Origin of the sequence: Acidipropionibacterium jensenii DSM 20535 (genome assembly GCF_000425285.1) — a bacterium.
Classification (GTDB): Bacteria; Actinomycetota; Actinomycetes; order Propionibacteriales; family Propionibacteriaceae; genus Acidipropionibacterium; species Acidipropionibacterium jensenii.
In genome coordinates this window covers 25,896-49,948 of record NZ_AUDD01000020.1, presented here as the reverse complement: position 1 = coordinate 49,948, position 24,053 = coordinate 25,896, and the positions used below count along the sequence as shown (strand labels likewise).

Below are 24,053 nucleotides of genomic sequence, written 5' to 3'. Positions count from 1 at the left end.
GCGAGCTGCACCTGGTGATGGACAACTACGCCGCCCACAAGACCGTCGAGGTCCGCACCTGGCTCGAGGCCAACCCGCGGATCCACGTCCACTTCACCCCAACCCACGCGTCCTGGATGAACCTCGTCGAGGTCTGGTTCGGCATCGTCGAACGCCAGGCCATCCGCCGCGGCGTCTTCAGGTCCGTCAAGGAGCTCAACGCCAGGATCCGCGCCTTCACAGATGGCTGGAACGACCGCTCACATCCGTTCGTCTGGACCAAGACCGCCGACCAGATCCTCAAGAAAGCCAACCCAAAAAAGACTTCAGAAGCGAACCACTAGGTACTTCAGGGCAGTCGTCACGACACCGAACCCGACCTCCCCTGTCAGGTCTGCAAGCAGGGCAAACACGCCGATCGGGGCGATGTACATCACCAAGCGGATCAGGCCGAGGACTACCTGCTGAAGCTGCTGGAAGAGCGTGAGTACCTCTCTCTTGCCCGTCTTGGCAACGTAACCGTTGAGCGCCAACCCGAAGAGCAGCGAGAAGACGATGATGGGCACCATGTCACCGGCCGACATCGAGAAGACGATGTTCTTGGAGACGAAACCTAGAATGGTTGCCTGCCACCCTGTCGCCTGAGCAGCGGGGCTCTTGATGGAGGAGTCCAAAGTGCCGTGGTAGACCATTCCCACGCCTGGTCTGAACAATTCAGCCAGGAACCATCCGAAGATTGCAGCGACGATCGCTAGGCCGAGATCCCAACTGAAGGTGCGCCCGGCCAGCTTCCCAGCTCCCTTGCCACTCATTGCGCCAGTGGCCGCGATGACTGACGTCATCACCAGAGGAACCATCGCCATCTGAATCAACTGGATGAAGATGTCGCCGATGAACTTGACATTCTTGGCCCAGTCTCCCACCACCAGACCGAACAGGATGCCCGCGACAGAAGCCACGACTATCTGGACTGTCATGCTCTTCAGGTACCTCATGTGACACCTTCCATGCGCCGATGTGTGGCTGCTGCCGACCCCGAAGAGGTTCGGGTGCTTTCGGGCAGTGGAGCCTCGGACCTCTGTACCGTGCTGGGTGGACCCCGCCAGAGTCGCCGTTCAGGTGATCCCGGTGCGAACATCACGAGGTTCGGAACAGATGTTTCGCATGCATGAGACTTACAAATCTCTGTTTCATGTGGATGACATCACCACCCGCACCTGTTGCAGTCGTGTTTCGCCCGCGTTCCGGTTCTCGCCCGCAGCGCATCCGCGGTAGAGAGGCCCCGGGAGCGCCCTGGGAGCGCCCCGGGAGCGCCCCGGGAGCGCCCCCAAAGGGACTGAAACACAGATTTCACAGACCAGCGGTAGTTTCATCCCCAGTTCAAGCGGTAGGTCCTTCGGGCGCATCGACGCCCGGCAGCCTCGGAGGTTTCCATGGCAGATTCGTCCACAGTCCCGTCCAGCTCATCGTCCCCGCTCACCATCTCGGCGGCGCGAGCCGTCCACAACGGTGCGACCGGGCCGGTGACCCTCACCGTCCAGGACGGCGTCATCACCGCCCTCACCGAGTCCGAGACCCCCGGCGCCGACATCGTCATCGACCCGGCGTCGGTGCTCCTGCCAGGCGGGGTCGACACCCACGTCCACCTCAACGAGCCCGGCCGCACCGAGTGGGAGGGGTTCGCCACCGGGACCCGGGCGGCCGCCGCCGGCGGCGTCACCACCGTTCTGGACATGCCGCTCAACTCTCTCCCGCCGACCATCTCCCCCGAGGCGCTGGCCACCAAGCGTCAGGCCGCCGCCAGGCAGCTCTCGGTCGACCTGGGCTACTGGGGCGGCGCGGTTCCCGGGAATCTCGGCCATCTCCAGGCGCTGTGGGAGGAGGGCGTCTTCGGGTTCAAGTGCTTCACCCTGCCCAGCGGGGTCGACGAGTTCCAGCCGCTGGATCCCGCCCAGCTCCACCGGGCGATGACCGAGATCGCCGGGTTCAACGGCCTGCTGATCGTCCACGCGGAGGACGCGCAGTGCATCGAGCACGCCCCCTCCCCGCACTCGAAGGCCTATCAGGACTTCCTGCTCAGCCGTCCCGACGCCGCCGAGACGACCGCCATCAAGCTCGTCATCGACACCATGCGCGACACCGGGGCCCGGGTCCACCTGCTCCACCTGTCGAGCGCCAAGGGGCTCGACCTGGTCGCCGCAGCCAGGGCCGAGGGCCTGCCGCTGACCGTCGAGACCTGCCCGCACTACCTCTGCCTGGCCGCCGAGCAGATCCCCGACGGCACCCCCGAGTACAAGTGCTGCCCTCCGATCCGCGACCAGGGCAACCAGGACGCGCTGTGGCAGGGCCTGATCGAGGGTCTCATCGACATCGTCGTCACCGACCACTCCCCCACCACCCGCGACAACAAGTACTCGGGCGGCGGGGACCTGTCGACCGCCTGGGGCGGGGTGGCCGGCGTCCAGGTCGGATACACGGCGATGCTCGACGCCGCCCCCCGCCACGGCGTCTCCCTGGACCGGGTGACCGAGTGGATGTCGCAGGGTCCGGCCCGCGTCATGGGGATCCCCGGCAAGGGCGGGATCGCCACCGGACGCGACGCCGACCTGGCGGTCTGGTCGCCCACTCCTCAGACCATCGACGCCGGGACCCTCAAGCACCGCAACCCGATCTCGGCCTGGCACGGCCACACCTTCGACGGCACGATCAGCAAGGTCTGGCTGCGCGGGATGCCGCTGGAACCGGTCGTGACCGGCCAGACCCGGCCCTTCGGCCGGGAGATCTTCCGGCGCTGACCAGCCGATCGCAGCACGACCCCAGCCGCACCACTTACTTCCGACCGTCCCCGTTCAGGAGGGATCAGATGTCCACCACGACAACCGACACCACAACAAGCACCACGACAACAGACACCACAGCAACTGGCACTGCACCAGCGCACACCACCGCTGCCGGCCTCGACCAGCTCAACCCTCCCACCCGGCTGCTGATGGGCCCGGGCCCGATCAACGCCGACCCGCGCGTGACCCGGGCGATAGCCTCGGCCCTCACCGGCCAGTTCGACCCGTGGATGACCGACACCATGAACGAGACGATGGCGCTCTACCGGTCGGTGTTCAACACCACCAATGAGCAGACCTTCCTCGTCGACGGCACCTCCAGGGCAGCCATCGAGGCCGCCCTGGTCTCCCTGGTGGCACCGGGCCAGAAGGTCCTCATCGCGGTGATGGGCCGCTTCGGTCTGCTCCTCAAGGAGATCTGCGAGCGGGTCGGCGCCACGGTCATCACCATCGAGCGCCCCTGGGGCACCGTCTTCACCGCCTCCGAGATCGAGGAGGCGCTGCGCATCCACCGCCCGGTGCTGTTCGCCACCGTCCAGGGCGACACCGCCACCACCATGAACCAGCCCCTGGAGGGTCTGGGTCAGCTGTGCCACCGCTACGGTGCGCTGTGCTACGTGGACGTCACCGCCTCCATCGCCGGCAACACCCTGCTCGTCGACGACTGGGAGCTCGACGTCGTGAGCGCCGGTCTGCAGAAGTGCCTGGGCGGACCCTCCGGCTCGGCGCCCATCACCATCTCCGAGCGGGCACGCGAGGTCATCGAGGGACGCCGCCACCTGGAGGCCGGCATCACCGACGGCTCCGCCGGCGTCGGGGAGCGGATCAGGTCCAACTACCTCGACCTGGCGATGCTGATGGACTACTGGGGCCCGATGCGCCTCAACCACCACACCGAGTCCGGCCCGATGCTCTACGCCGCACGCGAGTGCGCCCGGCTCATCGACGCCGAGGGCATCGCACAGACCGTCGAGCGCCACCGCCTCAACGGTGCCGCGATGGCGGCCGGCCTGCAGGGCCTGGGCCTGGAGCTCTTCGGCGACCAGCACTACCGGATGAACAACGTCATCGGGGTGAAGATCCCCGACGGGGTGCCCGGCGACGACCTGCGCGCCGCCCTGCTCACCGACTTCGCCGTGGAGATCGGCACCTCCTTCGGGCCGCTCACCGGCGTCGTGTGGAGGGTCGGCGTGATGGGCTACAACGCCCGTCGCGACGCCGTCCTCACCACGCTGGCCGCTCTGGAGGCCGAGCTCCACCGGTTCGGCCACGCCACCACCGGCAGCGGGGTCGAGGCCGCGATGGCCTACTACGACCAGAGCAAGACGAACGAGGAGCAGCCGGCATGAGCGTCACACAGACTGCCGGTCAGCACCGGACCGAGACCACCGCTTCGGCCGCCGCCCGCATCATGGAGCACTGCGACGAGCTCGGCACCCACTCCTCGATGGAGGGCGGCATCGAGCGGGTCTACCTCAGCCCCGAGCACGCCGAGGTCGACGCCCTGGCCGCCGGCTGGATGACCGAGGCCGGGCTGCGCACCTGGCGCGACGCCTCGGGCTCGCGGATCGGACGACTGGAGGGAGAGTGTCCCGGCCTGCCGGCCCTCATCCTCGGATCCCACCTCGACACCGTCCCGGACGCCGGACGCTATGACGGCCCCCTCGGCGTCCTGCTGGCCATCGAGGTGGCCCGCCGGATCGCCGCCAGCGACCGCAGGCTGCCCTTCGCCCTGGAGACCTACGCCTTCCACGAGGAGGAGGGGGTGCGCTTCGGCGCCACCCTGCTGTGCTCCCGGGCCCTGGCCGGCACCTGGACCGACGACCTCTGGGAGCTGCGCGACGCCGACGGCGTCAGCCTGGCCGAGGCCTTCGGCACCTTCGGACTCGACCCCGCGAGGATCCAGGACGCCGCCCGGCGCCACCAGGACGACGGCCCGAAGGGCGTGGTGGGATACCTGGAGGCCCACATCGAACAGGGCTCCCTGCTCGAGGAGGCCGACCTTCCGCTGGGAGTGGTCACCTCGATCGCCGGGGCCCGCCGCTTCGAGATCACCGTCACCGGGGAGGCCCGGCACGCCGGCGGCACCCCCTACTCCCGCCGCAAGGACGCCCTGGTCGGGGCCTCCGAGATCGTCGTGGAGATCGAGCGGATCGGCAAGGAGCGCGACGTCATCGCCACCGTCGGGCAGATGAGCGTGGAGCCCGGCGGCGTCAACGTCGTCCCCGGCACCGCCGTGTTCAGCCTGGACCTGCGCGCCGAGACCGACCAGCGTCGCGACGACGCCTGGCAGCTCATCCGGGCCGCCCTGGACGAGATGGCGACCCGCCGCGGGCTGGGCGTCGACATCAACCAGATCCACGAGGCGCGCTCGGTGACCTGCGCACCGCAGCTGATGAGGGCCGTGGAGACCGGGATCCAGCAGGCCACCGGAACCACCGCGGAGCCGATGCGGATCTGGTCGCGGGCCGGACACGACGCGATGGCGGTCGCCGAGATGTGCGACATCGCCATGATGTTCATCCGCTGCCACGACGGGATCAGCCACGCCCCCGACGAGTCGGTGCTGACCGACGACGTCGCGGTGGCGCTGGACGCCTACGAGGCGGCAGTCTGGGCACTGGCCGACCAGTATCAGAACTGAGCCAGGCAGGACCGCAGCTGAGAACCGGAGGGATCATCGTGACCGCAGTGGACGAGGAGGACACCGGGCAGGCCACCACCGCGGTGGGGTCCAGCCCGATCGAGGCGCGGATCACCACCGCCTTCCCGGAGCTCACCGGCCAGGAGCGCCGTGCCGCCACGACGATCCTGGAGCATCTCGACGACCTGGCCACCTACTCCTCGGCCGACCTGTCGGAGCTGTCGGGGGTCTCCCGGCCGACCCTCAGCAGGCTCTACCGGCGTCTGGGATACGGCAGCTTCGGGGAGTTGAGGGACGAGGCGCGCCACGCCGGCGGCGTGCCGATCGGCCCCTCACAGGGGGTGGAGGCCCATCTGGCCCAGGAGACCCGCAACATCTCCCACCTCGGACGGCTGGCCGACGGCCGGCTGGAGGCGGCGGTGCTGAGCATCATGGGGGCCGGCGACCTGGTCGTCATCGGCTACCGCAACTCCTACCCGGTGGCGATGCACCTGCGCGAACAGCTGGCCCAGCTGCGCCCGAGGACCCGACTGCTGCCCCTTCCCGGCCAGACGGTCGCCGAGGACATGGTGGGGGTCGGCCCCGGCGACACGGTGGTGCTGGTGGGGCTGCGGCGACGCACCTCGGGGTTCGACGCGCTGCTGAACCTGTGCGTGGAGAGTCGGGCCGACATCATCCTCATCGCCGACAACTCCGCACTGCGCTACGCCGACCTGGTGACCCATCTGCTGCCCTGCTCGCTGGACGCCTCGGGGCCGTTCAGCTCCTACGCCGCGGCGATGAGCCTGGTGGCGATGATCGCCAACGAGGCCAGCTCGATCGCCGGCGCCCAGGGGGAGCGGCGGGTGGGTCTGATCACCGAGGGGTACCGCCAACTCGACGAGATCGAGCACCCGTAGCCCGTGACGATCGGGCTCAGAACGCCCGCCACCCCATGTACACCGCCATCGCCACCCCGAACACGACGATGAAGACTCTGAAGAAGCCGGCCGGAAGGCGCCGCGCCACCCAGGCTCCGGCCAGCGCCCCGATCACCGAGCCGACCGCCACGCAGCCGGCGAAGGGCCACCAGACCCCGCCGGTGACGATGAAGAAGACGGCGGCGACGATGTTGACCAGGGTCTGCAGCAGATTCTTCAGCGCGTTCTGCTCCTGCAGGTCGGCCGACAGGTAGAGCCCCAGGACCCCGAGCAGGATGATCCCCTGGGCGGCCGAGAAGTAGCCCCCGTAGATCCCGGCCAGGAACACCACGACCAGCAGGGGACGCCACCGGGTGCCCTCCACCGGCGTCATCGCGGCCGCGATCCGGGGCTGGAAGGCCACCAGCAGAGCGGCGCCCAGGATGAGGAAGGGCACCGCGTAGGAGAAGGTCACCGCCGGCAACCGGGTGAGCAGGAAGGCGCCGATCAGCGCCCCGGCCACCGATGCGGCACCGAGCCTCAGCAGCAGGGGGCGCAGCCGGCCGAGCTCGCGGCGGTACCCCCAGGAGCCGGCCACCGACCCGGGCACCAGACCGACGGTGTTGCTGATGTTGGCGGCCACCGGCGGCACCCCGAGCATCACCATCACCGGGTAGGTGATCAGCGATCCGGAGCCGACGACCGTGTTGATGAGCCCGGCACCGGCGCCGGCCACCACCATGAGCAGGATCTGGGCGGTGTCCATCAGTGGAGCTCCTTGGGAGAGAACGACTCTTCGGTATACCCGACGACGTGGATCCGGGAGTGCGGCGCACCGGCCGCGAGGGCCCGGGCCCGCTCCCGGCGGCGGCCCGTGCCGGCCCCCGGGGTCCGGCGCTCAGTCATCGGCCCGCCCCGCGTCCTGCCCCTCGTCCTGTTCGGTGAACAGCGCCAGGCTCGGGGCCCGGGTGGAGACCACGTGGAGTCGGGCCAGCAGCTCTGCGGTCTCGGCCTGACGGTCCTCCAGGGCCGCCAGCATCCGGGTGTGGTCCTCGGCCAGTTCGGGGGCGCGCCCCACGATGGTGCGCCGGAAGAGCCTCTCGATGCGGGTCTGCAGGGGGGCCATCACCGCCGCCAGCAGACCCGACCCGCAGGCCTGGACGAGGATCCCGTGATAGGCCGTGTTGGCGAGCGCCCCGGCCCTGTTGTCGCCGGTCTCGGCGGCCCTCCGGGCCGTCTCGAGCTGATCGCGGAGGGCCTCGAGCTGGGCCTCGCTGCGATGTCGGGCCGCCAGCCGGGCGACCAGCGGCTCCAGGGCCTCGCGCGCGTCGAAGAGTTCGGCCACGTCGTTGCGGTCGAACCGGGTGACCTCCACCCCGGCCCCCTCCGAGCCGTCGGCCCGCCGCGAGGAGGTCACCAGCAGGTCGGCCTCCAGCACCATCAGCGCCTCGCGCACCGGTACCCGGGAGACCCCGAAGAGGTCGGAGAGGGTCCTCTCGCGCAACCGGGTTCCCGGCTCCAGGTCGTTGCTGAGGATCTGCTCGCGCAGCTGCGAGACGACCTTGTCGCGAAGACTCTCCATGGCCCGGACTCTACCCGACACGAACCATTTCGGTATACCATCCGGGTGTCGGCGCCAGCCGGGTCATTCCCCCAGGAGGTCGTATTGCTCACCGTCGTCGTGCAGAAGAACCACTACCAGGACTCGGTGGCACTCATGGTGCTCAGCCGGGCCCTGTCCGACCTGCCGGGAGTCGACCGGGCCTCGGCCATGATGGGCACCCCGGCCAACAAGGGAATCCTCACCGACACCGGCTTCGAGGCCCCCGAACTGGCGGCGGCCACCCCCGCCGATCTGGTGATCGGGATCGTCGCCGAGGACGCCGAGGTCTGCAGGGACGCGGTCTCCCGGGCCGATGAGCTGCTCGCCGCCCAGGCCTCGGCGGCCTCGGGCTCCTCGATGCGGCGGGCGCACAGTCTGGTGCGCGCCCGCACCGCGCTGCCCGACGCGAACCTGGCCCTGGTCTCGGTTCCCGGGGCCTATGCGGCGGCCGAGGCGCGGCACCTGCTGGACGCCGGCCTCAACGTCATGCTGTTCAGCGACAACGTCACCCTGGCCGACGAGGTCGATCTCAAGACCCGGGCCGGTGAGGCCGGCCTGCTGGTGATGGGACCCGACTGCGGCACCTCGGCCTTCAACGGCGTCCCGCTGGCCTTCGCGAATCTGTGCACCGCCGGCTCGGTGGGTGTCGTCGGCGCCTCTGGCACCGGCACCCAGGAGGTGATGACCCAGGTCGACCGGCTCGGCGCCGGGATCAGCCACGCGATCGGGCTGGGCGGGCGCGACCTGTCCGACCAGGTGGGCGGGCGCACCGCGACCCAGGCGCTGGCCGCGCTGGACGCCGATCCGGCCACCGACGTCATCGTGCTGGTGAGCAAGCCCCCGGCCCCGGCCGTGCGGGCCCGCATCGACACCCTCGCCCAGGGGCTGTCGAAGCCGGTGGTCACGATGTTCGTCGACGGCCCCCGCGACGCCGGACGGCACGGCAATGTCACCGCCACCACGACTCTGGCCGAGGCCGCCGCCCGCGCCGTCGAACTGGTCGGCGTCTCCTCCTTCACCCCGTCTCCCGGTGGCGATGGGGCCCCCGCCGCAGGGCTGATCGGGCTGTACACCGGAGGCACCCTGGCCGACGAGGCCGCCGTCATCATCCGCGACGCCCTCGACCTGGACGTCCCCCTGGGCGCCGGGGACCCGGGCGTCGTGCTGTCGGCCGGACCGCACCGGATCATCGACCTGGGCGACGATGTCTTCACCCAGGGACGCCCCCACCCGATGATCGACCCGGCGCTGCGCGCCGAGAAGATCGTCACGACGCTGGCCGACCCGGCCACCGCCGTCCTGCTGCTGGACGTCGTCCTCGGCCACGGTTCGGCCGCCGACCCGGCCGGTGCGATCGCCGGACCGATCCGCGAGGGTCTGGAGAAGGCCCGGGCGGAGGGCCGTCAGGTCCGGGTGGTCGCCTCGGTGTGCGGCACCGCCCGGGACGAGCAGGGGCTGACCGAGCAGGTGGCCGCCCTCACCGAGGCCGGCGCCCGGGTGCTGCCCAGCAATGCCGCCGCCGCCCGGCACGCCGCCGCCCTGGCCGCCCGGATCGGGCAGCCGGCACCGGCCTCCCCCTCCCCCGCCCCGGCCGGGATCGCCGGCCTGCTGGCCGGCCCGAAGGTGATCAATGTGGGCCTGGCCGGTTTCGCCGAGGAGCTCGCCGGCCTCCACGTCCCGGTGGTCCAGTGGTCCTGGGCCCCGCCCGCCGGCGGCGACGCCCGCCTGGCACGCATCGTCGAACGTCTCCTCGCCCGCTGAAAGGCCACCGATGAATTCCACCGACATCTCCCGCACCATCGACGACTTCGCCACCATCAACGACGCCAACCGCGCGGTGGTCGACGTGATGGTCTCCGGACAGCCGACCCTGGTCGACGTCGCCCAGGCCCACACCCTGATCCCCGCGCTGGACACCGGCGAGAAGGTGCTGCTGCACGCCGGCCCGCCGATCGACTTCGCCCACATGCCCCAGACCATCCAGGGAGCCTGCATCGGGGCGGCGCTGTTCGAGGGCTGGGCCACCACCGAGGAGGGGGCGCGCGAGATCGTCTCGCACCAGGTCCGCCTCATCCCCTGCCACGAGGTCGGCGCGGTCGGCCCGATGGGCGGCATCACCAGCGCCCACATGGCCGTCATGAAGGTGGTCAACGCCGTCTACGGCAACACCTCCTTCTCCACCCTCAACGAGGGCATCGGCAAGGTGCTGCGGTTCGGCGGCTACGACGCCGAGGTGCTCGAGCGGCTCGCCTGGATGCGCGACGTGCTCGGTCCCGCCCTGTCGGCGGCGCTGCGCGTCACCGGCGACGGGGGCGGCTACCCGCTGGGTCCGGTGATGGCGCGCGCCCTCACGATGGGCGACGAGATGCACCAGCGCAATATCGCGGCCTCCGCCCTGTTCGCCAAGGACATGGCCCCGCTGCTGGCCCGGGCCGATCTGCCGAGCGAGGTGGTCGCCGAGGTCACCGACTTCCTGGGGCGCACCGACCAGTTCTTCCTCAACATCGCGATGGCCGCCTCGAAGGCCAGTGCGGACGCCGCGCGGGCGATCCGCGCCGGCTCGGTGGTGACGGCGATGGCCCGCAACGGCTACGAGTTCGGCATCCGGGTCTCCGGGCTGGGCGACCGCTGGTTCACCGCCCCGGTCAACACCCCCACCGGGTTGTTCTTCACCGGCTACGACCAGTCCCAGGCCTGCCCCGACATGGGCGACTCCGCGATCATGGAGACCCTCGGGCTGGGCGGGATGAGCATCGTCGCGGCCCCCGGGGTGACGCGGTTCCTGGGCACCGGCGGGTTCGAGGACGCCCTGGCGACCACCGAGGAGATGGCCGAGATCGTCACCGGCCACAACCCGGCCATGCCGATCCCGACCTGGGGATTCCAGGGGGCGCCGATCGGCATCGACATCCGGCTCGTGGTGCAGACCGGGATCACCCCGATCATCAACTCTGGCATCGCCTCCATCCACCCGGGAGTCGGTCAGATCGGCGCCGGCACGGTCCGGGCACCGCTGGGATGCTTCACCTCCGCGGTCGAGGCCCTGGCGCAGGTCTACGGGATCGACGTGGCATGACCGTCCCGGTGGGCCTTCCTCCGGCCTCCCCCGTCTCCTCGGCCTCACCGGTCTCCCCGGTGTCGGCGCCGGTCGGTCTGCGGGCCTGCGAGGTCTCGGCGCCGGTGGCCCGCTGCTCGACGGGGCGCACCGCCGATGGGTCGGACCACGGGTCGGGACGGGCCCGCACGACACCGGCCGGCACTGTGGTCGGCGTCTTCGCCCACTCGGTGAGCATCCGATGCCAGGATCCGCACGGCGTCCCGCTGATCGTCAGCCTCTCCGATGTCCCCGTCGACTCGGTCGCCCAGGCGCGGATCCCCGCCGACCGGCTGGCGGATCTGCGGCCCGAGGGGATCGGGACACCGGTCGCCCTGGAGACCGCCGGGGCGGCCGTCGTCGCCAGCCGGATCACGACCCACGGCACCCCCGCCGTCTTCTCGGCGCCTGCCTCCTGGTTCGACACCGCCGACGGGCGCCGGTTCGGCGTCCCGCGGCTGGAGCGGGCCGCCGAGGCGATCTGGGGCGACCAGGACGCCGAGGCCCTCGAGGGGCTGTGCGGACTGGGGATCGGGCTCACCCCCTCGGGGGACGACGCCCTCATCGGGCTCATCGCGACCGCCCGCACCGCCGGTCTCGGGACCCGCGTGATCGGCCGGTTCACCGAGATCCTCACCAGCCCGCGGGCGGCCGGCCTCACCACCGAGACCTCGCTGTGCCACCTCCGGCTGGCCGTCGGAGGGGACTTCTCGGCCACCGTGCTGGACCTGCTCGACGCTCTTATCGCCGACACTGCTCCCACCGGCCGCGCTGATCTGGCCGAGCACACCGGCCTGTCCGCCGATCATGGAGCTCTCTCGGCCGGGCAGCCTCGCATCGCAGCCGCGGTGGCCCGGCTGGCCCACACCGGCCACAGCTCCGGGGCCGACCTGATGGCCGGGGTCGCCGCCCTGACCCGCCGTCTGGCCCACCAGCAGAGATCATCTGAACCATCCGAGTCCGGGAGGGACCAGCAATGAGAATCGTCATCGGCGTCGGCGGAAACGCCATCGCACCCCGTGGGCGCCCCAACACGGTCGCCGACCAGCGGGCACAGATCCGCCAGGCCTGCGGCCCGCTGCTGGACGCCGCGGTCGACAACGAGCTGGTGATCACCCACGGCAACGGCCCCCAGGTGGGGATGCTCGCCCTGCAGCGCGATCCCGACGGCAACCAGCCGCTGCCCCTCGACGTGCTCGGCGCCGAGACCCAGGGGATGATCGGCTACCTCATCGAGACCGAGCTGCGCAATGAGATGACCCGGCGGTCCAGAGCCCTCACCAAGCAGCAGCGCGCCGAGGCCCGCCGCGAGGGGGAGACGATCCGCAGCGGGGCCGCCCAGCGTCTGGTGACCACGGTGCTCACCCTGGCCGAGGTCTCGATGGACGACCCGGCCTTCCAGCACCCGACGAAGTTCGTCGGTCCGGTCTACACCGACACGGAGGCCGAGCAGCTGGCCGCCGAGCACGGCTGGATCTTCGCCTCCGACGGCGGGCACCCGCGCCGGGTGGTGCCCAGCCCGCGCCCCCGCCGCATCATCCAGGTCGACTCCACCAGACGACTGCTGGACGCCGGGCACATCGTCATCTGCACCGGCGGCGGCGGGATCCCGATCGCCCGGGACTCCAAGGGCAGCTATGTCGGGGTGGAGGCCGTCCTCGACAAGGACGCCAGCTCCGCGCTGTTCGCCTCCGAACTCAAGGCCGATGTGCTCGTGATGGCCACCGACGCCGACGCCGTGATGGTCGACTGGGGGACGCCGCAGGAGAGGCCCCTGAGGGTCGCCACGGTCGGCGAACTGGAGCAGATGGACTTCGCCGCCGGGTCGATGGGCCCCAAGGTGCAGGCCGGCTGCGACTTCGTCCGCAAGCACGACGGGCGGGCGGTCATCGGGCGGCTGTCCGACCTGGGCCACCTTCTCGACGGGACCTCGGGGACGACCATCCTCAGGTGAACGGTCCGCCGGGTCCGCGACCACGGCACTGCGAGGTCGCCCGGGAGCGACGCTCTGAGCACTCAACCCCCCGAGTCCAGGAAGCAATCGGCCAGAGGGCGTCCCGATCAGCGCAGCGAGATGCGGACCCCGTCGGGATCCTTGTGGAACCGGACCCGCGACAGGTCCTGGACCCGGGCGTCGGCCTCGGGGCCCTCGGCGGTGGTGGTGCGCAGCCCCAGGGTGGCGCACCCGGCGGCCCGGGCGGCGTTCACCCCGACCTGGGAGTCCTCCACCACCAGGCATCGCCGGGGGTCGGCCCCGATCCGGCGGGCGGCCTCCAGCCACGCATCGGGGGCGGGCTTGCCGTGCTCGACGTCGGTGCGGGTCACCACCACCGGTGGCGCCGGGATGGCGCTGGCGGCGAGCCGGACCTCCATCAGGTCGCGGTCGCAGGAGGTCGCGATGGCCGAGGTGTCGGCGTCCAGGGCCCTCAGCGCCTCGACCGCCCCGGGCATCGCCACCACCCCCTCGACGTCGTTCAGCTCGTAGCTGCGGATGTCGGCCAGCGCCTGGGGGCGCAGCGGCGGGTCGATGAGCTCGTCGACGATCTCGATGACGGGCACCCCGTGGCGGACGTCGGAATCGCCGATCCGGTACTTGTGCGACCATCTCGCCCAGGACCGGGCGACCACCGGGGTGGAGTCGATGAGGGTTCCGTCGGAGTCGAAGAGCACCGCCTCGAAGAGCCGATCGGTCAGGGGTCCCAGGTCGTCACTCGCCATGGCCTCACTCTATGGGCCCGGTGCCGACCCCGTGGTGTCCAACGCCGGTCCTGCACTCCGTTCTCCGCTCCGTTCTGCGCTGTCACGGCCCCGACCGCGCGCTCAGATCCGGTGCGCGGAGCACCGCCCCGCTCTTGTGAGTGAGCACTCACTCACATATCATTCTCCGACGTGTCCCCTCGTGCCCGGGCGATGTCCGCCCAGAAACGCAGCCTCTCGATCGTCGAGGCGGCCCGCCGCCTGCTCGTGAGCACGGGCGTCGCCTTCACCACCCGCGAGGTGGCCCGGGCGGCCGGCATCGCCGAGGGCACCATCTTCCGCCACTTCGCCACCAAGGACGACCTCCTCCAGGCGGTCATCGACGACGTCCTGGACCCCACCGACCTGTGCGCCGGGATCGACGCCCTGCCCGAGAATCTGGGACTGCGGCCGCGGGTCGAGGCCGCCCTGGAGCTGATGGCCTCCCAGCTGGGCACCATCACCGCGGTGATGACCGCCCTGCACCCGCACCGGATGCGCCCACCGGGCGAGGACCGCACCCGAACCCACGGCCCGGGCCCCCACAACGGCCGGGACGACGACCCGCACGCCGGCATCCGCGCCTGGTACTCCGCGGTGACCTCCTCCCTGGGCCGCCTGATGGCGCCCTACGCCGACCAGCTGCGCGTCCCGGCCGACCAGGCCTGCGCGGTCCTCCTCTCGGCGGTCACCATCAACGCCCGCCCGATCGCCATCTCCCCCCACCGGTTCTCCGCCGCCGAGCTCGCCGACATCCTGCTCAACGGCATCGCCGATGCGGACCCCACCCTTGAATCCCGTACCTGTCAGGAGTCGCCGTGCTCGTGAAACTCGTCAGCCACCATCTGCGGCGGTACTGGCCCCAGCTCGTCGTCATCCTCGTCCTGCAGGCCGGCGCCCAGGTCGCCGCACTGACCCTGCCGACCATCAATGCCGACATCATCGACAAGGGGGTGGTCGCCCTCGACACCGGCTATGTGAAGTCCCGCTCGGCGCTGATGCTGGCCGTCTCCGCCTGTCAGGCCGTCTGCCAGATCATCGCGGTCTACTTCGCCTCCCTCACCGCGATGGGGATGGGCCGCGACATCCGCGACGCCGTCTTCACCCGGACGCTGTCCTTCTCCGCCCGGGAGGTCAACCGGTTCGGCGCCCCCTCCCTCATCACCCGTACCACCAACGACGTCCAGCAGGTCCAGATGCTCGTCTTCATGACCCTGGCGATCATCGTCGGGGCCCCGATCACGATGATCGTCGGCGTCGTCATGGCGCTGCGCGCCGATGTCTGGCTGTCCTGGATCATCGTCGCCGCGGTGGTTCTGCTGGCCATCTGCGTCGGCGTCGTGGTGGCCAACATGGGCCCGCTGTTCGGCCGCCTGCAGAAGCGCATCGACGACCTCAACCGCGTCACCCGCGAGCAGATCACCGGCATCCGGGTGGTCCGCGCCTTCGTCCGCGAGTCCTACGAGGCCCACCGGTTCGACCGCACCAACGGCCAGCTGATGCGGATCCAGGTGGCCGTCGGACGGCTGATGGCCGCGATGTTCCCGATCGTGATGCTGGTGATGAACCTCTCCCAGATCGGCGTGTTCTGGTTCGCCGCCCCGCGGATCGACTCCGGACTGCTGCAGATCGGCGCGCTGACCTCCTTCACCACCTACCTCATCCAGATCCTGTTCTCCGTGATGATGGCCACGATGATGATCATCATGTGGCCGCGCGCCTCGGTCTGCGCCACCCGGATCACCGAGGTGCTGGACACCCACTCCTCGGTGGCGGCCCCGCAGCACCCGGTCACCGAGCTCCCCGAGCGCGGACACCTCGAGTTCCGCGACGTCGAGTTCAGCTACCCCGGGGCCACCTCCCCGGTGCTCTCCGACATCTCCTTCAGCGTCGAGAGGGGCACCACCACTGCGGTGATCGGCTCCACCGGCTCCGGCAAGACCACCCTGGTCGACCTCATCCCCCGGCTCTTCGACGTCACCGGCGGCCAGGTCCTGGTCGACGGGGTCGACGTCCGCGAGCTCGACCCGGAGACCCTCTGGGGGGCCATCGGACTGGTGCCCCAGAAGTCCTACCTGTTCAGCGGGACGGTCGCCTCGAACCTGCGCCAAGGCGATCCCGACGCCGACGACGAGGCGCTGTGGGAGGCCCTGCGGACCGCCCAGGCCGCCGACTTCGTCTCCGAGATGTCCGACGGGCTGGACTCGACGATCTCCCAGGGAGGCACCAATGTCTCCGGCGGACAGCGTCAGCGGCTGTCGATCGCCCGCGCCCTGGTGAAGAAGCCCGACATCTACGTCTTCGACGACTCCTTCTCGGCCCTGGACGTCGGCACCGACTCCCGGCTGCGCGCCGCCCTGGCCCAGACGGTCTCCGAGGCCGCGATCCTCATCGTCGCCCAGCGGGTCTCCACCATCCGCGGCGCCGACCAGATCCTGGTCATCGAGGACGGCCGGCTGGTCGGCCGGGGCCGCCACGAGGAGCTCCTGGAGAGCTGCCCCACCTATGTCGAGATCGTCAACTCCCAGCTCTCCGCCGAGGAGGCAGCAGCATGAGTCAGGAATCACCGGTCGCCGGGAAGAAGCCGGCGATGTCGGACCAGGAAAGGGCCCGGATCGCCCGGGAGTCCTCCCGCAGCGGCCGCGCCTCGCACGGCCCGATGAGTGGCGGACGGGTGGCCGAGAAGGCCGTGAACTTCGGCCCCTCGCTGCGCCGCCTGCTCCACGAGCTGGCGATCTCCCGGACGGTGCTCGCCGTCGTGGTGGTGGTCGCCGCCGTCTCGGTCGGACTCAACGTGATCGGCCCCAAGGTGCTCGGCCACGCCACCGACATCATCTTCGCCGGTGTCATCGGCCACCAGCTGGGGGCGCGGGTCCCCCAGGCTGCCGGGATGACCAGCGACCAGTTCATCGCGATGCTCCAGTCCAGCGGCCAGGCCGACCAGATGTCGCGGGTCATCGACCTGCTGCGCCAGTACCACGACATCGTGGTGGGCCACGGCATCGACATCCACCGGCTCGGCGTCGTGATGATCTTCGCGCTGTCCCTCTACGTCGTCTCGGCCGTGCTGTCCTTCCTGCAGGGATTCCTGCTCAACACCGCCGTCCAGCACTCCATCTACCGGCTGCGCAAGCGGTTCTCGGCGAAGCTGGACCGGCTGCCGCTGAGCTACTTCGACAAACAGCCGCACGGCGAGCTGATGAGCCGGATGTCCAATGACATCGACAACATCTCCCAGACCCTCCAGCAGACCCTCCAGCAGCTGCTCAACGCGGCGCTGATGGTGATCGGCGTCATCGTGATGATGTTCTGGGTCTCCCCCCTGCTGGCCGTCATCAGCATCGTCGTCATCCCGATCGCCGGGGTGGTCTCGGCGCTCATCGGTAAGCGCTCCCAGGTGCAGTTCGCCCACGTCTGGCGATCCACCGGCGACCTCAACTCCGAGGTCGAGGAGGCCTACACCGGTCACTCCCTGGTGAAGGTCTTCGGACGCCAGAAGGCCGTCGCGGCCACCTTCCACGAGCGCAACCAGGAGCTCTACCAGGCCGGTTTCAAGGCCCAGTTCATCTCCGGGATGATCCAGCCGGTGATGTTCCTGATCGGCAACATCAACTACGCCGTGGTGGTCCTGGTGGGCTGCCTGCGGGTGGCCAGCGGCCAGATGCCACTGGGCGACGTCCAGGCCTTCATCCAGTACTCGCGGATGTTCACCCAGCCGATCACCCAGATCGCCTCGATGGCGAACCTGCTGCAGTCGGGGGTGGCCTCGGCCGAGCGGGTCTTCGAGGTCCTCGACGCTTCGGAGCTGTCGGCCGAGGCCGACGGCGTCCTGCCCCCGACCCGGGGCCGGGTCTGCTTCGAGCACGTCGACTTCTCCTACTCCCCCGACAAGCCGCTCATCACCGACCTGTCCCTGGTCGCCGAGCCGGGCCAGACGGTGGCCATCGTCGGGCCGACCGGGGCCGGAAAGACGACCTTGGTGAACCTGCTGATGCGGTTCTACGAGATCGACGGCGGCCGGATCACCCTGGACGGCACCGACATCCGCACCGTCCCCAGGGAGCAGCTGCGCTCCCGGATCGGGATGGTCCTCCAGGACACCTGGCTGTTCTCCGGGACGATCCGCGACAACATCGCCTACGGGCGCCCCGACGCCTCCGAGGAGGAGATCCTGGACGCCGCCCGGGCCGCCTATGTGGACCGTTTCGTGCACTCCCTGCCCGACGGCTACGACACCGTCATCGACGAGGAGGGGTCCAACGTCTCGGTCGGCGAGAAGCAGCTCATCACCATCGCCCGGGCCTTCCTGGCCGCCCCCGACCTGCTCATCCTCGATGAGGCGACCAGCTCGGTGGACACCCGCACCGAGGTGCTGGTCCAGCAGGCGATGAACAATCTGCGGTCGGGACGGACCAGTTTCGTCATCGCCCACCGGCTCTCCACGATCCGCGACGCCGACCTCATCCTGGTGATGGAGCACGGCGCGATCATCGAGCAGGGCAGTCACGCCGAACTGCTGGAGGCCCAAGGGGCCTACTACGACCTCTACCAGACCCAGTTCAACGCCGCGATCGAGGAGGACGCCGCCGAGCCGGCCCGCTGAGGGCCGTCGGGGCAGGACGGGCAGGGACAGGACGGCCCGAGGTCACATCGAGGTCTCGATGATCTCGGCCACCTCGTCGTGGGTCAGCACGATCGGGTTGCCCTTCATGCTGGAGGCCCTCATCGCCGCCTCGGCCGCCTCGTCGACCTGGGAGCGCCTCAGTCCCAGGGCCGCCAGGCCGGGCACCCGCAGGTCGGCCACGATCCGGGCCAGCCACTCGACCCCGTCGGCGGCCCGCGCCTCGGGTCGGCCGGTCAGCAGCTTCGCGACGGTGTCGTAGCGGGCCAGTGCCGGGTTGTCGAAGTCGCGCCGGATCATCGACTGCACATTGACCCTCGTCGCCGCCGCCAGCATCGCCGCGCAGATCTCGCCGTGGGCGCCGCCGGTCACCCCGCCGATCGGGGCGGCCAGGCCGTGCACCGCGCCGAGTTTGGCATTGGCCAGGCTCAGCCCGCCGAACAGCGAGCACAGGCTCATGTCGGTGCGCGCCTCGATGTCGGCGCCGTCGGTCCAGGCGCGGCGCAGCCCGGAGGCGGCCCGGCGCATCCCCTCGGCGGCGATCTGGTCGGTGAGCACATTGGCCTTCACCGAGACGAAGGGCTCGATGCACTGGGTGAGGGCGTCGAATCCGGAGGACGCCGTCACCGCGGCCGGACCGCTCACCGTCAGCTCCGGGTCGACCAGAGCGATCGCCGGCAGCATCGCCGGTGACCTGAGACTGGCCTTCACCCCGTGCTCGGGGGAGATGATCGGTGAGTTGGCGGTGACCTCGGCGCCGGCCCCAGAGGTGGTGGGGCAGGCGACCACCGGGATCGTCTCCGGTTTGAGGGCCATCCCGCGCCCGACCACCTCGATGTGGTCGAGGATGTCGCCCGAGTTGCGCGACAGCACGCCAACCGACTTCGCGGTGTCGATGGCCGAGCCGCCGCCCACCGCCACGATGACGTCGGGCTTGAACTGCCGGGCGGAGTCGACCGCCTGGCTGACCTGGGGGATGGAGGGCTCGCCGCTGGTGCGCACCACCAGGCGCTCGGATCCCAGCAGGTCGAGTCCGGGGAGGTTGGCGGCGTGCCCGCCGGCCACGATCATCACCCGGGGGCCGAACCCCGAGACGATGGCGGGAAGGGCCGCGAATCGGCCCGGTCCGAAGACGATTCTCCCGGCGGTGGCGAAGTCGAACTCCATGATGTGCCTCTCCTGTGACGGCGCGGCCGGCCCCGGGCCGGTCCGTCCTCAATCCTGCCAGCCCTTGCCGGGCTGCACCCGCGATCCCCGATGCTCGGTGGCGATCCTCACCAGTGCCCCGGCCGGCCCGCCCAGGGCCTGCGGCCCGGTCCAGGCCGCGCACAGGCGACGTCTCAGCCTCACCCCGTCGATCGGGATCTCGACCAGTGATCCGCCGGCGATCGCCTCGGCGACCGCCAGCCTGCTCAGCACCGCCGGGCCGGCCCCCGACAGCACGGCGACCCGCACCGCCGCATTGCTGCCCAGCTCCAGCTGGGGGGTGACCGGTCGGCCGAGCGCGTCGTCGAGGACCCGTCGGGTGCCCGAGCCGGACTCCCGGGTGACCAGCACGCCGTCGTGCAGATCCTCGGGGCCCACCGCCCGGTGTCCGCGGGCCCAGGGGTGGCCGGGCGAGACCACCAGGACCAGCTCGTCCTGGCCGACCGTGGCCAGGTGGGCGGCGCCCCGGGGGATCGGCCCCTCGATGAACCCGAGGTCGCACCCGCCCACCAGCAGGTCCTCGAGCACCGCGGCGGTGTTGGTGACCCGCAGGGTGACCCGCACCTCGCGGCTGAGGGCCCGGAAGGCCGCCAGCCATCCCGGCAGGAGGTGCTCGGAGATCGTCTGGCTCGCCGAGACGGCGATCGTCCCGGCACCCCGGTGGCTGAGGGTCCGGGCATTGGACAGCAGGTCGTCGGCCGAACCCAGCAGGGTGCGGGCCCACTCGACCACCAGGAGTCCCTCGGGGGTGGGCGCCGATCCGGTCGTGGAGCGGCGCAGCAGGGGCAGTCCCAGGCTGTGCTCCAGCCTGGTCACCGATCGGCTCGCATTGGGCTGGGCGATCCGCAGGGCGCGGGCGGCCGCCGACAGGCTGCCGTGGTCGACCACCGCGACCAGCACCTCGAGGGCGCTCAGATCGGGCCATCGGGACATGCGCGAATGATATGCCCCCATGGGCAGGTGGCGGCTACCGGAGCGGCGGAGCCAGGAGCAGGGTGAGACATATGGTCACCACCCGCCACCCGTCCCCCTCGGTCGCCACGACTCCCTCTGATCCCATCGCGGTGGAGCCCCTGCCCGCCCCGGCCCTGGTCCCGATGGGTCCGCCGTGGTGGGGTGCGGTGATGGGTACCGGGATCCTGTCGACCCTCACCCAGCTCCACATCGGCACCTCGACCCCCGGCGCCGTCCTGGCCCGGTGCCTACTGGTCGCCGGATGGCTGCTGATGGTGTCCTTCGCCACCCTCTTCCTGCTCAGGGTGCGCCGCAGCGCGCAGGTCTGGCGGGACTCGGTGAGCGGGGTCGGCTCCTCTGCCTGGGGAATGGTGGCGATGGGCATCCTCGCCGTCGGATCGGCGACCGGGACCGTGCTGCCGGCCTGGAGCCCGGCCCTGGCCAGCGCGGCCTGGACCGCCGACCGGACGCTGTGGGTCATCGGCACCCTGATCGGTTTCCTCAGCACCTTCGGGTTCGCCGTCGGGCTGCTGAGGCACCGCCCGAAGGAGCCCCGTCCGGCCTGGGGTCTGGCGATCGTGCCCCCGATGGTCTCGGCCACCTCCGGGGCCCCCTTCGTCGCCCAGATCTCCTCCCCGCTGCTGTCCCTGGGCCTGCTGGCCTTCCTGATCGCCTGCTTCGTGTGCTCCCTGACGCTGGGGATCGTGATCTTCACCGCCGCCTACCACCACCATCTGCGGATCGAGCCGATCCCTGTCCCGCTGTCGATCTCGGCGTGGATCCCGCTGGGGGTGGTCGGCCAGTCGACCGCCGCGGCCCAGGCCATCGCCGCCCAGAGCGGACGGTTCCTCACCCCGGAATCGGTGCCTGCCGCCCAGGCCGTCGCCGACGGCTACGGCTACCTCATGCTGTCGATCGCCGTCCCGCTGGTCCTCCTCGCGATCAGCGTCACCCTCCACGGGGTGCGCAACGGAATGCCCTTCTCGCCGGGCTGGTGGGCCCTCACCTTCCCGATCGGGACCCTCTCGCTGGGCGCCCTCAATCTGTCGAAGGGGTCCGACCTGGCGGGCTACTCGCTCGCCAGCACCCTGACCTGGATCGTCCTGCTGGGCACCTGGACGCTGTGCGTCATCGCCTCCCTGCGCCCGCTGGTGCTCCAGCAGGCCGCCCGCACACGGCGTCTCCACGCCTGACCGGCGGCTGACCGGCGGCTGACCGGCGGTGCACGACCACCAGAGCAGCACCTGCACCGGGCCGGCAGCGCACCCCAGCACCCGAGACGGCCCGCTGACCACCGGTCTCACCCCCGGCGGGCCACCGGCGGGGCGCGTCTAGACTGTTCGCCCGGAACCTCCGGCGAGGTCCCCGTCCCGGCCTGCCCCCAGTCGAGGCGTCACGTCCTCTTACTGAAATGAGACCCATGGCCGAGGTCAGGACCCGCGAGGTCACCGCACACACCGACACCGAGATGGCGCAGGACCAGACGAAGGTCCTGCAACGAACCCTCAGCCGGTTCGACATCGTCTTCCTCATCGTCTCGGCGGTGGTCGGCCTGGAGATGCTCGGCTCGGTGTCGGCCCAGGGTCCGCAGACCTTCACCTGGCTGGTCATCCTGATCGTCGTCTTCCTGGTCCCCTACGCGCTGATCTTCGCCGAGACCGGATCGGCCTTCGTCGGCGAGGGCGGGGTCTACCTGTGGACCCGCAAAGCCTTCGGGCGCCCGGCGGCCGCCGTTGCCTCGGCCCTCACCTGGATCACCCAGCCCGTCTGGGTCGGCGGGTCGATGGCCTTCCTCAACGCCGAGGCGGCCCGCAACCACGTCGTCCACTTCGCCCCCGGGTCGACCCCCGACTACCTCTTCAAGCTGGTCTTCATCTGGCTGACGGTGCTGGCCGCGATCCTCTCGCTCAAGAAGGCCAAGTGGATCCCCACCGCGGGGGCCTTCCTCAAGATCGCCTTCCTGGCCCTGTTCATCCTCACCGCCGCCTTCTACGCCACCCGGCACGGCGTCCAGCACCTGCCGATGTCCGGCTTCTCCCCCACCCTGTCCGGGTTCGTCACCCTCACCCCGCTGCTGCTCTTCGCCTTCCTCGGCTTCGAGGGCTCCTCCAGCGCCTCGGGGGAGATGCACAACGCCCAGCACGACGTCTCGGTCTCGGTGCTGCGCTCCTCGGCGATGGCCGGCATCTTCTACCTCATCCCGGTGCTCACCATCCTGCTGGTCATCCCGCCGACCATGATCGACGGCGTCTCCGGGCTGCTCACCGCCGTGTCCACCGTCTTCTCGGTCTACGGCCCGGCCTCCGGGGCCATGATGACCCTGGCCGTCGCCCTGTTCATGGGCGCCAATGTGGGCCAGGGCGCCGCCTGGATGATCATGTCCGACCGGATGCAGGCGATGGCCGCCGCCGACGGCTCCTTCTTCGGCGGGTTCTTCGGGCACTTCCACCCCACCCTGGGCACCCCGGTGCGGGTCAACCTGCTGTCGGGCACCGTCTCGACGGCCTTCATGCTGGCCGCCATGCAGCTCACCGGCTCCTCGGCCTCGCTGTTCAACGTGGTGCTCGGGGTGGCCATCACCACCTACCTGTTCAGCTACCTGCTCATCATCCCGGCCGCCGCACGGCTGCGGACCCGCTTCCCCGATGCCGAGCGCCCCTTCCGGGTTCCTGGCCCGAACTGGGTCTTCGTGGGCATGTGCGTCATCACCACCGCCCTGGTCGCCCTCGGTTCCTGGGTGACGGTCTTCCCCGGCACCCTGGAGGCGCTGCTCGGCCTGCCCCACGACTTCTCCCAGGCCTCCGGGGTCTCCTACGGCGCCTTCGAGGCGCTCACCCTGGGCACCATCGGGTTCATCGTCGCGCTGTCCCTGGTCGGCTACCTGCGCGGGGCCCGGCTGCGCTCGCGGTTCACCAGCGTCCCCGACGCCGACCTGCGCGAGTCCCTCACCTCGGCCCGATGAGCATCCACTCGACCAACCCCTTCGCTGACCCGGTCAACGAGCCGGCCCGCCAGCTGCGCGGCCGACTGGGCTCCCGGGTCACCGTCTGGACCGCCGGGGAGCTGGAGTCCAGTAATCCGGACGGTGAGGCCGCCGGCCTCACCGTCTCCTCCCTCATGACGGTGCCGGGGGACCCGTGGCGGGTGGCGGGGCTGATCAATGTGGACTCCGACCTGGCCGAGCTCATCCCCACCACCGGCCGGCTGGCGATCACCCTTCTCAACGGCCCCGACGAGGAGATCTCCGAGACCTTCGCCGGCGCCCTGCCCAGCCTCGGCGGCCCCTTCCGCAGGGGCCGGTGGCTGGACTCGCAGTGGGGACCGCGGCTGGCCGGGCACACCTGGGCCGGGGTCCGGGTCGAGGACACCCGCCCGCTGGGCTGGCTGCTCGAGGTGACCGGAACGCTGGACCACCTGGAGATCGCCGACGACGCGGCCCCGCTGCACCACATCCGGGGCCGCTACCGGACGCTGTGA

Annotated in this window: 21 protein-coding genes; 15 read left to right on the top strand and 6 right to left on the bottom strand. The window is 70.6% G+C overall.

The features are described from left to right. Positions 1-323: IS630 family transposase (locus tag H590_RS0110995; protein WP_028703600.1), on the top strand; the 323-nt coding region annotated here is incomplete at its 5' end. Here H590_RS0110995 and H590_RS16250 read toward each other — a convergent pair. Next, entirely contained in the window at positions 306-974 is a 669-nt protein-coding gene (locus H590_RS16250; protein ID WP_051238540.1) for a dicarboxylate/amino acid:cation symporter, read from the bottom strand. The genes H590_RS0110995 and H590_RS16250 overlap by 18 nt on opposite strands. A 438-nt stretch (positions 975-1,412) precedes the next feature. Between H590_RS16250 and allB the strand changes: the two genes are divergently transcribed. The 4 genes from allB to H590_RS0110970 all read left to right on the top strand — a co-directional run bounded on the left by allB (position 1,413) and on the right by H590_RS0110970 (position 6,362). Further along, positions 1,413-2,774, top strand: coding sequence for an allantoinase AllB (gene allB / locus H590_RS0110985; RefSeq protein WP_051238539.1), 1,362 nt, complete (start codon positions 1,413-1,415; stop codon positions 2,772-2,774). A 68-nt stretch (positions 2,775-2,842) separates the two neighbouring features. Further along, positions 2,843-4,168 carry a pyridoxal-phosphate-dependent aminotransferase family protein gene (locus H590_RS0110980; RefSeq protein ID WP_169338800.1) on the top strand — a complete coding sequence of 442 codons (1,326 nt, stop codon included), beginning with the start codon at positions 2,843-2,845 and terminating at the stop codon, positions 4,166-4,168. Beyond that, complete coding sequence (locus H590_RS0110975) at positions 4,165-5,463, top strand: allantoate amidohydrolase (protein ID WP_051238538.1); 1,299 nt, start codon at positions 4,165-4,167, stop codon at positions 5,461-5,463. The genes H590_RS0110980 and H590_RS0110975 overlap by 4 nt, the downstream gene beginning before the upstream one ends. 38 nt (positions 5,464-5,501) lie before the next feature. After that, positions 5,502-6,362, top strand: a complete 861-nt coding sequence (locus H590_RS0110970; RefSeq protein WP_028703596.1) for a MurR/RpiR family transcriptional regulator — start codon at positions 5,502-5,504, stop codon at positions 6,360-6,362. Positions 6,363-6,378: 16 nt separating this feature from the next. Here H590_RS0110970 and H590_RS0110965 read toward each other — a convergent pair whose 3' ends face one another. Both H590_RS0110965 and H590_RS16245 read right to left on the bottom strand, forming a co-directional pair. Further along, the gene (locus H590_RS0110965) at positions 6,379-7,128 is read right to left on the bottom strand and encodes a sulfite exporter TauE/SafE family protein (RefSeq protein WP_028703595.1); all 750 of its coding nucleotides are present in this window, start codon (positions 7,126-7,128) and stop codon (positions 6,379-6,381) included. Between the two features lie 132 nt (positions 7,129-7,260). Then, entirely contained in the window at positions 7,261-7,944 is a 684-nt protein-coding gene (locus H590_RS16245) for a GntR family transcriptional regulator (RefSeq protein WP_051238537.1), read from the bottom strand. 84 nt (positions 7,945-8,028) lie between these two features. Between H590_RS16245 and fdrA the strand changes: the two genes are divergently transcribed. From fdrA to H590_RS0110935, 4 genes are read left to right on the top strand one after another with little or no spacing between them, the layout of a single operon-like run. Then, positions 8,029-9,726, top strand: a complete 1,698-nt coding sequence (gene fdrA / locus H590_RS0110950) for an acyl-CoA synthetase FdrA (RefSeq protein WP_028703594.1) — start codon at positions 8,029-8,031, stop codon at positions 9,724-9,726. A gap of 10 nt (positions 9,727-9,736) precedes the next feature. After that, positions 9,737-11,041 carry a YlbE family protein gene (locus H590_RS0110945; RefSeq protein WP_051238536.1) on the top strand — a complete coding sequence of 435 codons (1,305 nt, stop codon included), beginning with the start codon at positions 9,737-9,739 and terminating at the stop codon, positions 11,039-11,041. Beyond that, positions 11,038-12,039 (top strand): oxamate carbamoyltransferase subunit AllH family protein, encoded by a 1,002-nt coding sequence (locus tag H590_RS0110940; RefSeq protein ID WP_028703592.1) that lies wholly within the window; start codon positions 11,038-11,040, stop codon positions 12,037-12,039. The genes H590_RS0110945 and H590_RS0110940 overlap by 4 nt, the downstream gene beginning before the upstream one ends. Next, positions 12,036-13,013: an amino acid kinase family protein gene (locus H590_RS0110935; protein ID WP_028703591.1), complete on the top strand. Its 978-nt coding sequence runs from the start codon at positions 12,036-12,038 to the stop codon at positions 13,011-13,013. Before H590_RS0110940 ends, H590_RS0110935 begins: the two co-directional genes overlap by 4 nt. 107 nt (positions 13,014-13,120) lie before the next feature. Here H590_RS0110935 and H590_RS0110930 read toward each other — a convergent pair whose 3' ends face one another. Continuing rightward, entirely contained in the window at positions 13,121-13,777 is a 657-nt protein-coding gene (locus H590_RS0110930) for an HAD family hydrolase (RefSeq protein ID WP_036982062.1), read from the bottom strand. Positions 13,778-13,948: 171 nt separating this feature from the next. Here H590_RS0110930 and H590_RS17425 point away from each other — a divergent pair, with 171 nt between their 5' ends. The 3 genes from H590_RS17425 to H590_RS0110915 are packed head-to-tail and all read left to right on the top strand — an operon-like array spanning position 13,949 to position 18,398. Further along, positions 13,949-14,623 carry a TetR/AcrR family transcriptional regulator gene (locus H590_RS17425; protein ID WP_126412677.1) on the top strand — a complete coding sequence of 225 codons (675 nt, stop codon included), beginning with the start codon at positions 13,949-13,951 and terminating at the stop codon, positions 14,621-14,623. Next, positions 14,614-16,350, top strand: a complete 1,737-nt coding sequence (locus tag H590_RS0110920) for an ABC transporter ATP-binding protein (protein WP_028703589.1) — start codon at positions 14,614-14,616, stop codon at positions 16,348-16,350. Before H590_RS17425 ends, H590_RS0110920 begins: the two co-directional genes overlap by 10 nt. After that, positions 16,347-18,398, top strand: a complete 2,052-nt coding sequence (locus H590_RS0110915; RefSeq protein ID WP_036982071.1) for an ABC transporter ATP-binding protein — start codon at positions 16,347-16,349, stop codon at positions 18,396-18,398. Before H590_RS0110920 ends, H590_RS0110915 begins: the two co-directional genes overlap by 4 nt. A gap of 42 nt (positions 18,399-18,440) precedes the next feature. Here the strand turns inward: H590_RS0110915 and H590_RS0110910 are convergent, their stop codons facing one another. Together H590_RS0110910 and H590_RS0110905 are read right to left on the bottom strand one after the other, a co-directional pair. Next, complete coding sequence (locus H590_RS0110910) at positions 18,441-19,583, bottom strand: iron-containing alcohol dehydrogenase (RefSeq protein WP_028703587.1); 1,143 nt, start codon at positions 19,581-19,583, stop codon at positions 18,441-18,443. 48 nt (positions 19,584-19,631) lie between these two features. Next, positions 19,632-20,555, bottom strand: coding sequence for a LysR family transcriptional regulator (locus tag H590_RS0110905; RefSeq protein WP_028703586.1), 924 nt, complete (start codon positions 20,553-20,555; stop codon positions 19,632-19,634). A gap of 71 nt (positions 20,556-20,626) precedes the next feature. Between H590_RS0110905 and H590_RS0110900 the strand changes: the two genes are divergently transcribed. The 3 genes from H590_RS0110900 to H590_RS0110890 all read left to right on the top strand — a co-directional run bounded on the left by H590_RS0110900 (position 20,627) and on the right by H590_RS0110890 (position 24,053). Further along, positions 20,627-21,769 carry a TDT family transporter gene (locus tag H590_RS0110900; RefSeq protein ID WP_036982060.1) on the top strand — a complete coding sequence of 381 codons (1,143 nt, stop codon included), beginning with the start codon at positions 20,627-20,629 and terminating at the stop codon, positions 21,767-21,769. Positions 21,770-21,996: 227 nt separating this feature from the next. After that, on the top strand, positions 21,997-23,538 hold the full coding sequence (locus H590_RS16235) for an APC family permease (RefSeq protein ID WP_051238534.1): 1,542 nt from the start codon (positions 21,997-21,999) through the stop codon (positions 23,536-23,538). Beyond that, on the top strand, positions 23,535-24,053 hold the full coding sequence (locus H590_RS0110890) for a flavin reductase family protein (protein ID WP_028703584.1): 519 nt from the start codon (positions 23,535-23,537) through the stop codon (positions 24,051-24,053). The genes H590_RS16235 and H590_RS0110890 overlap by 4 nt, the downstream gene beginning before the upstream one ends.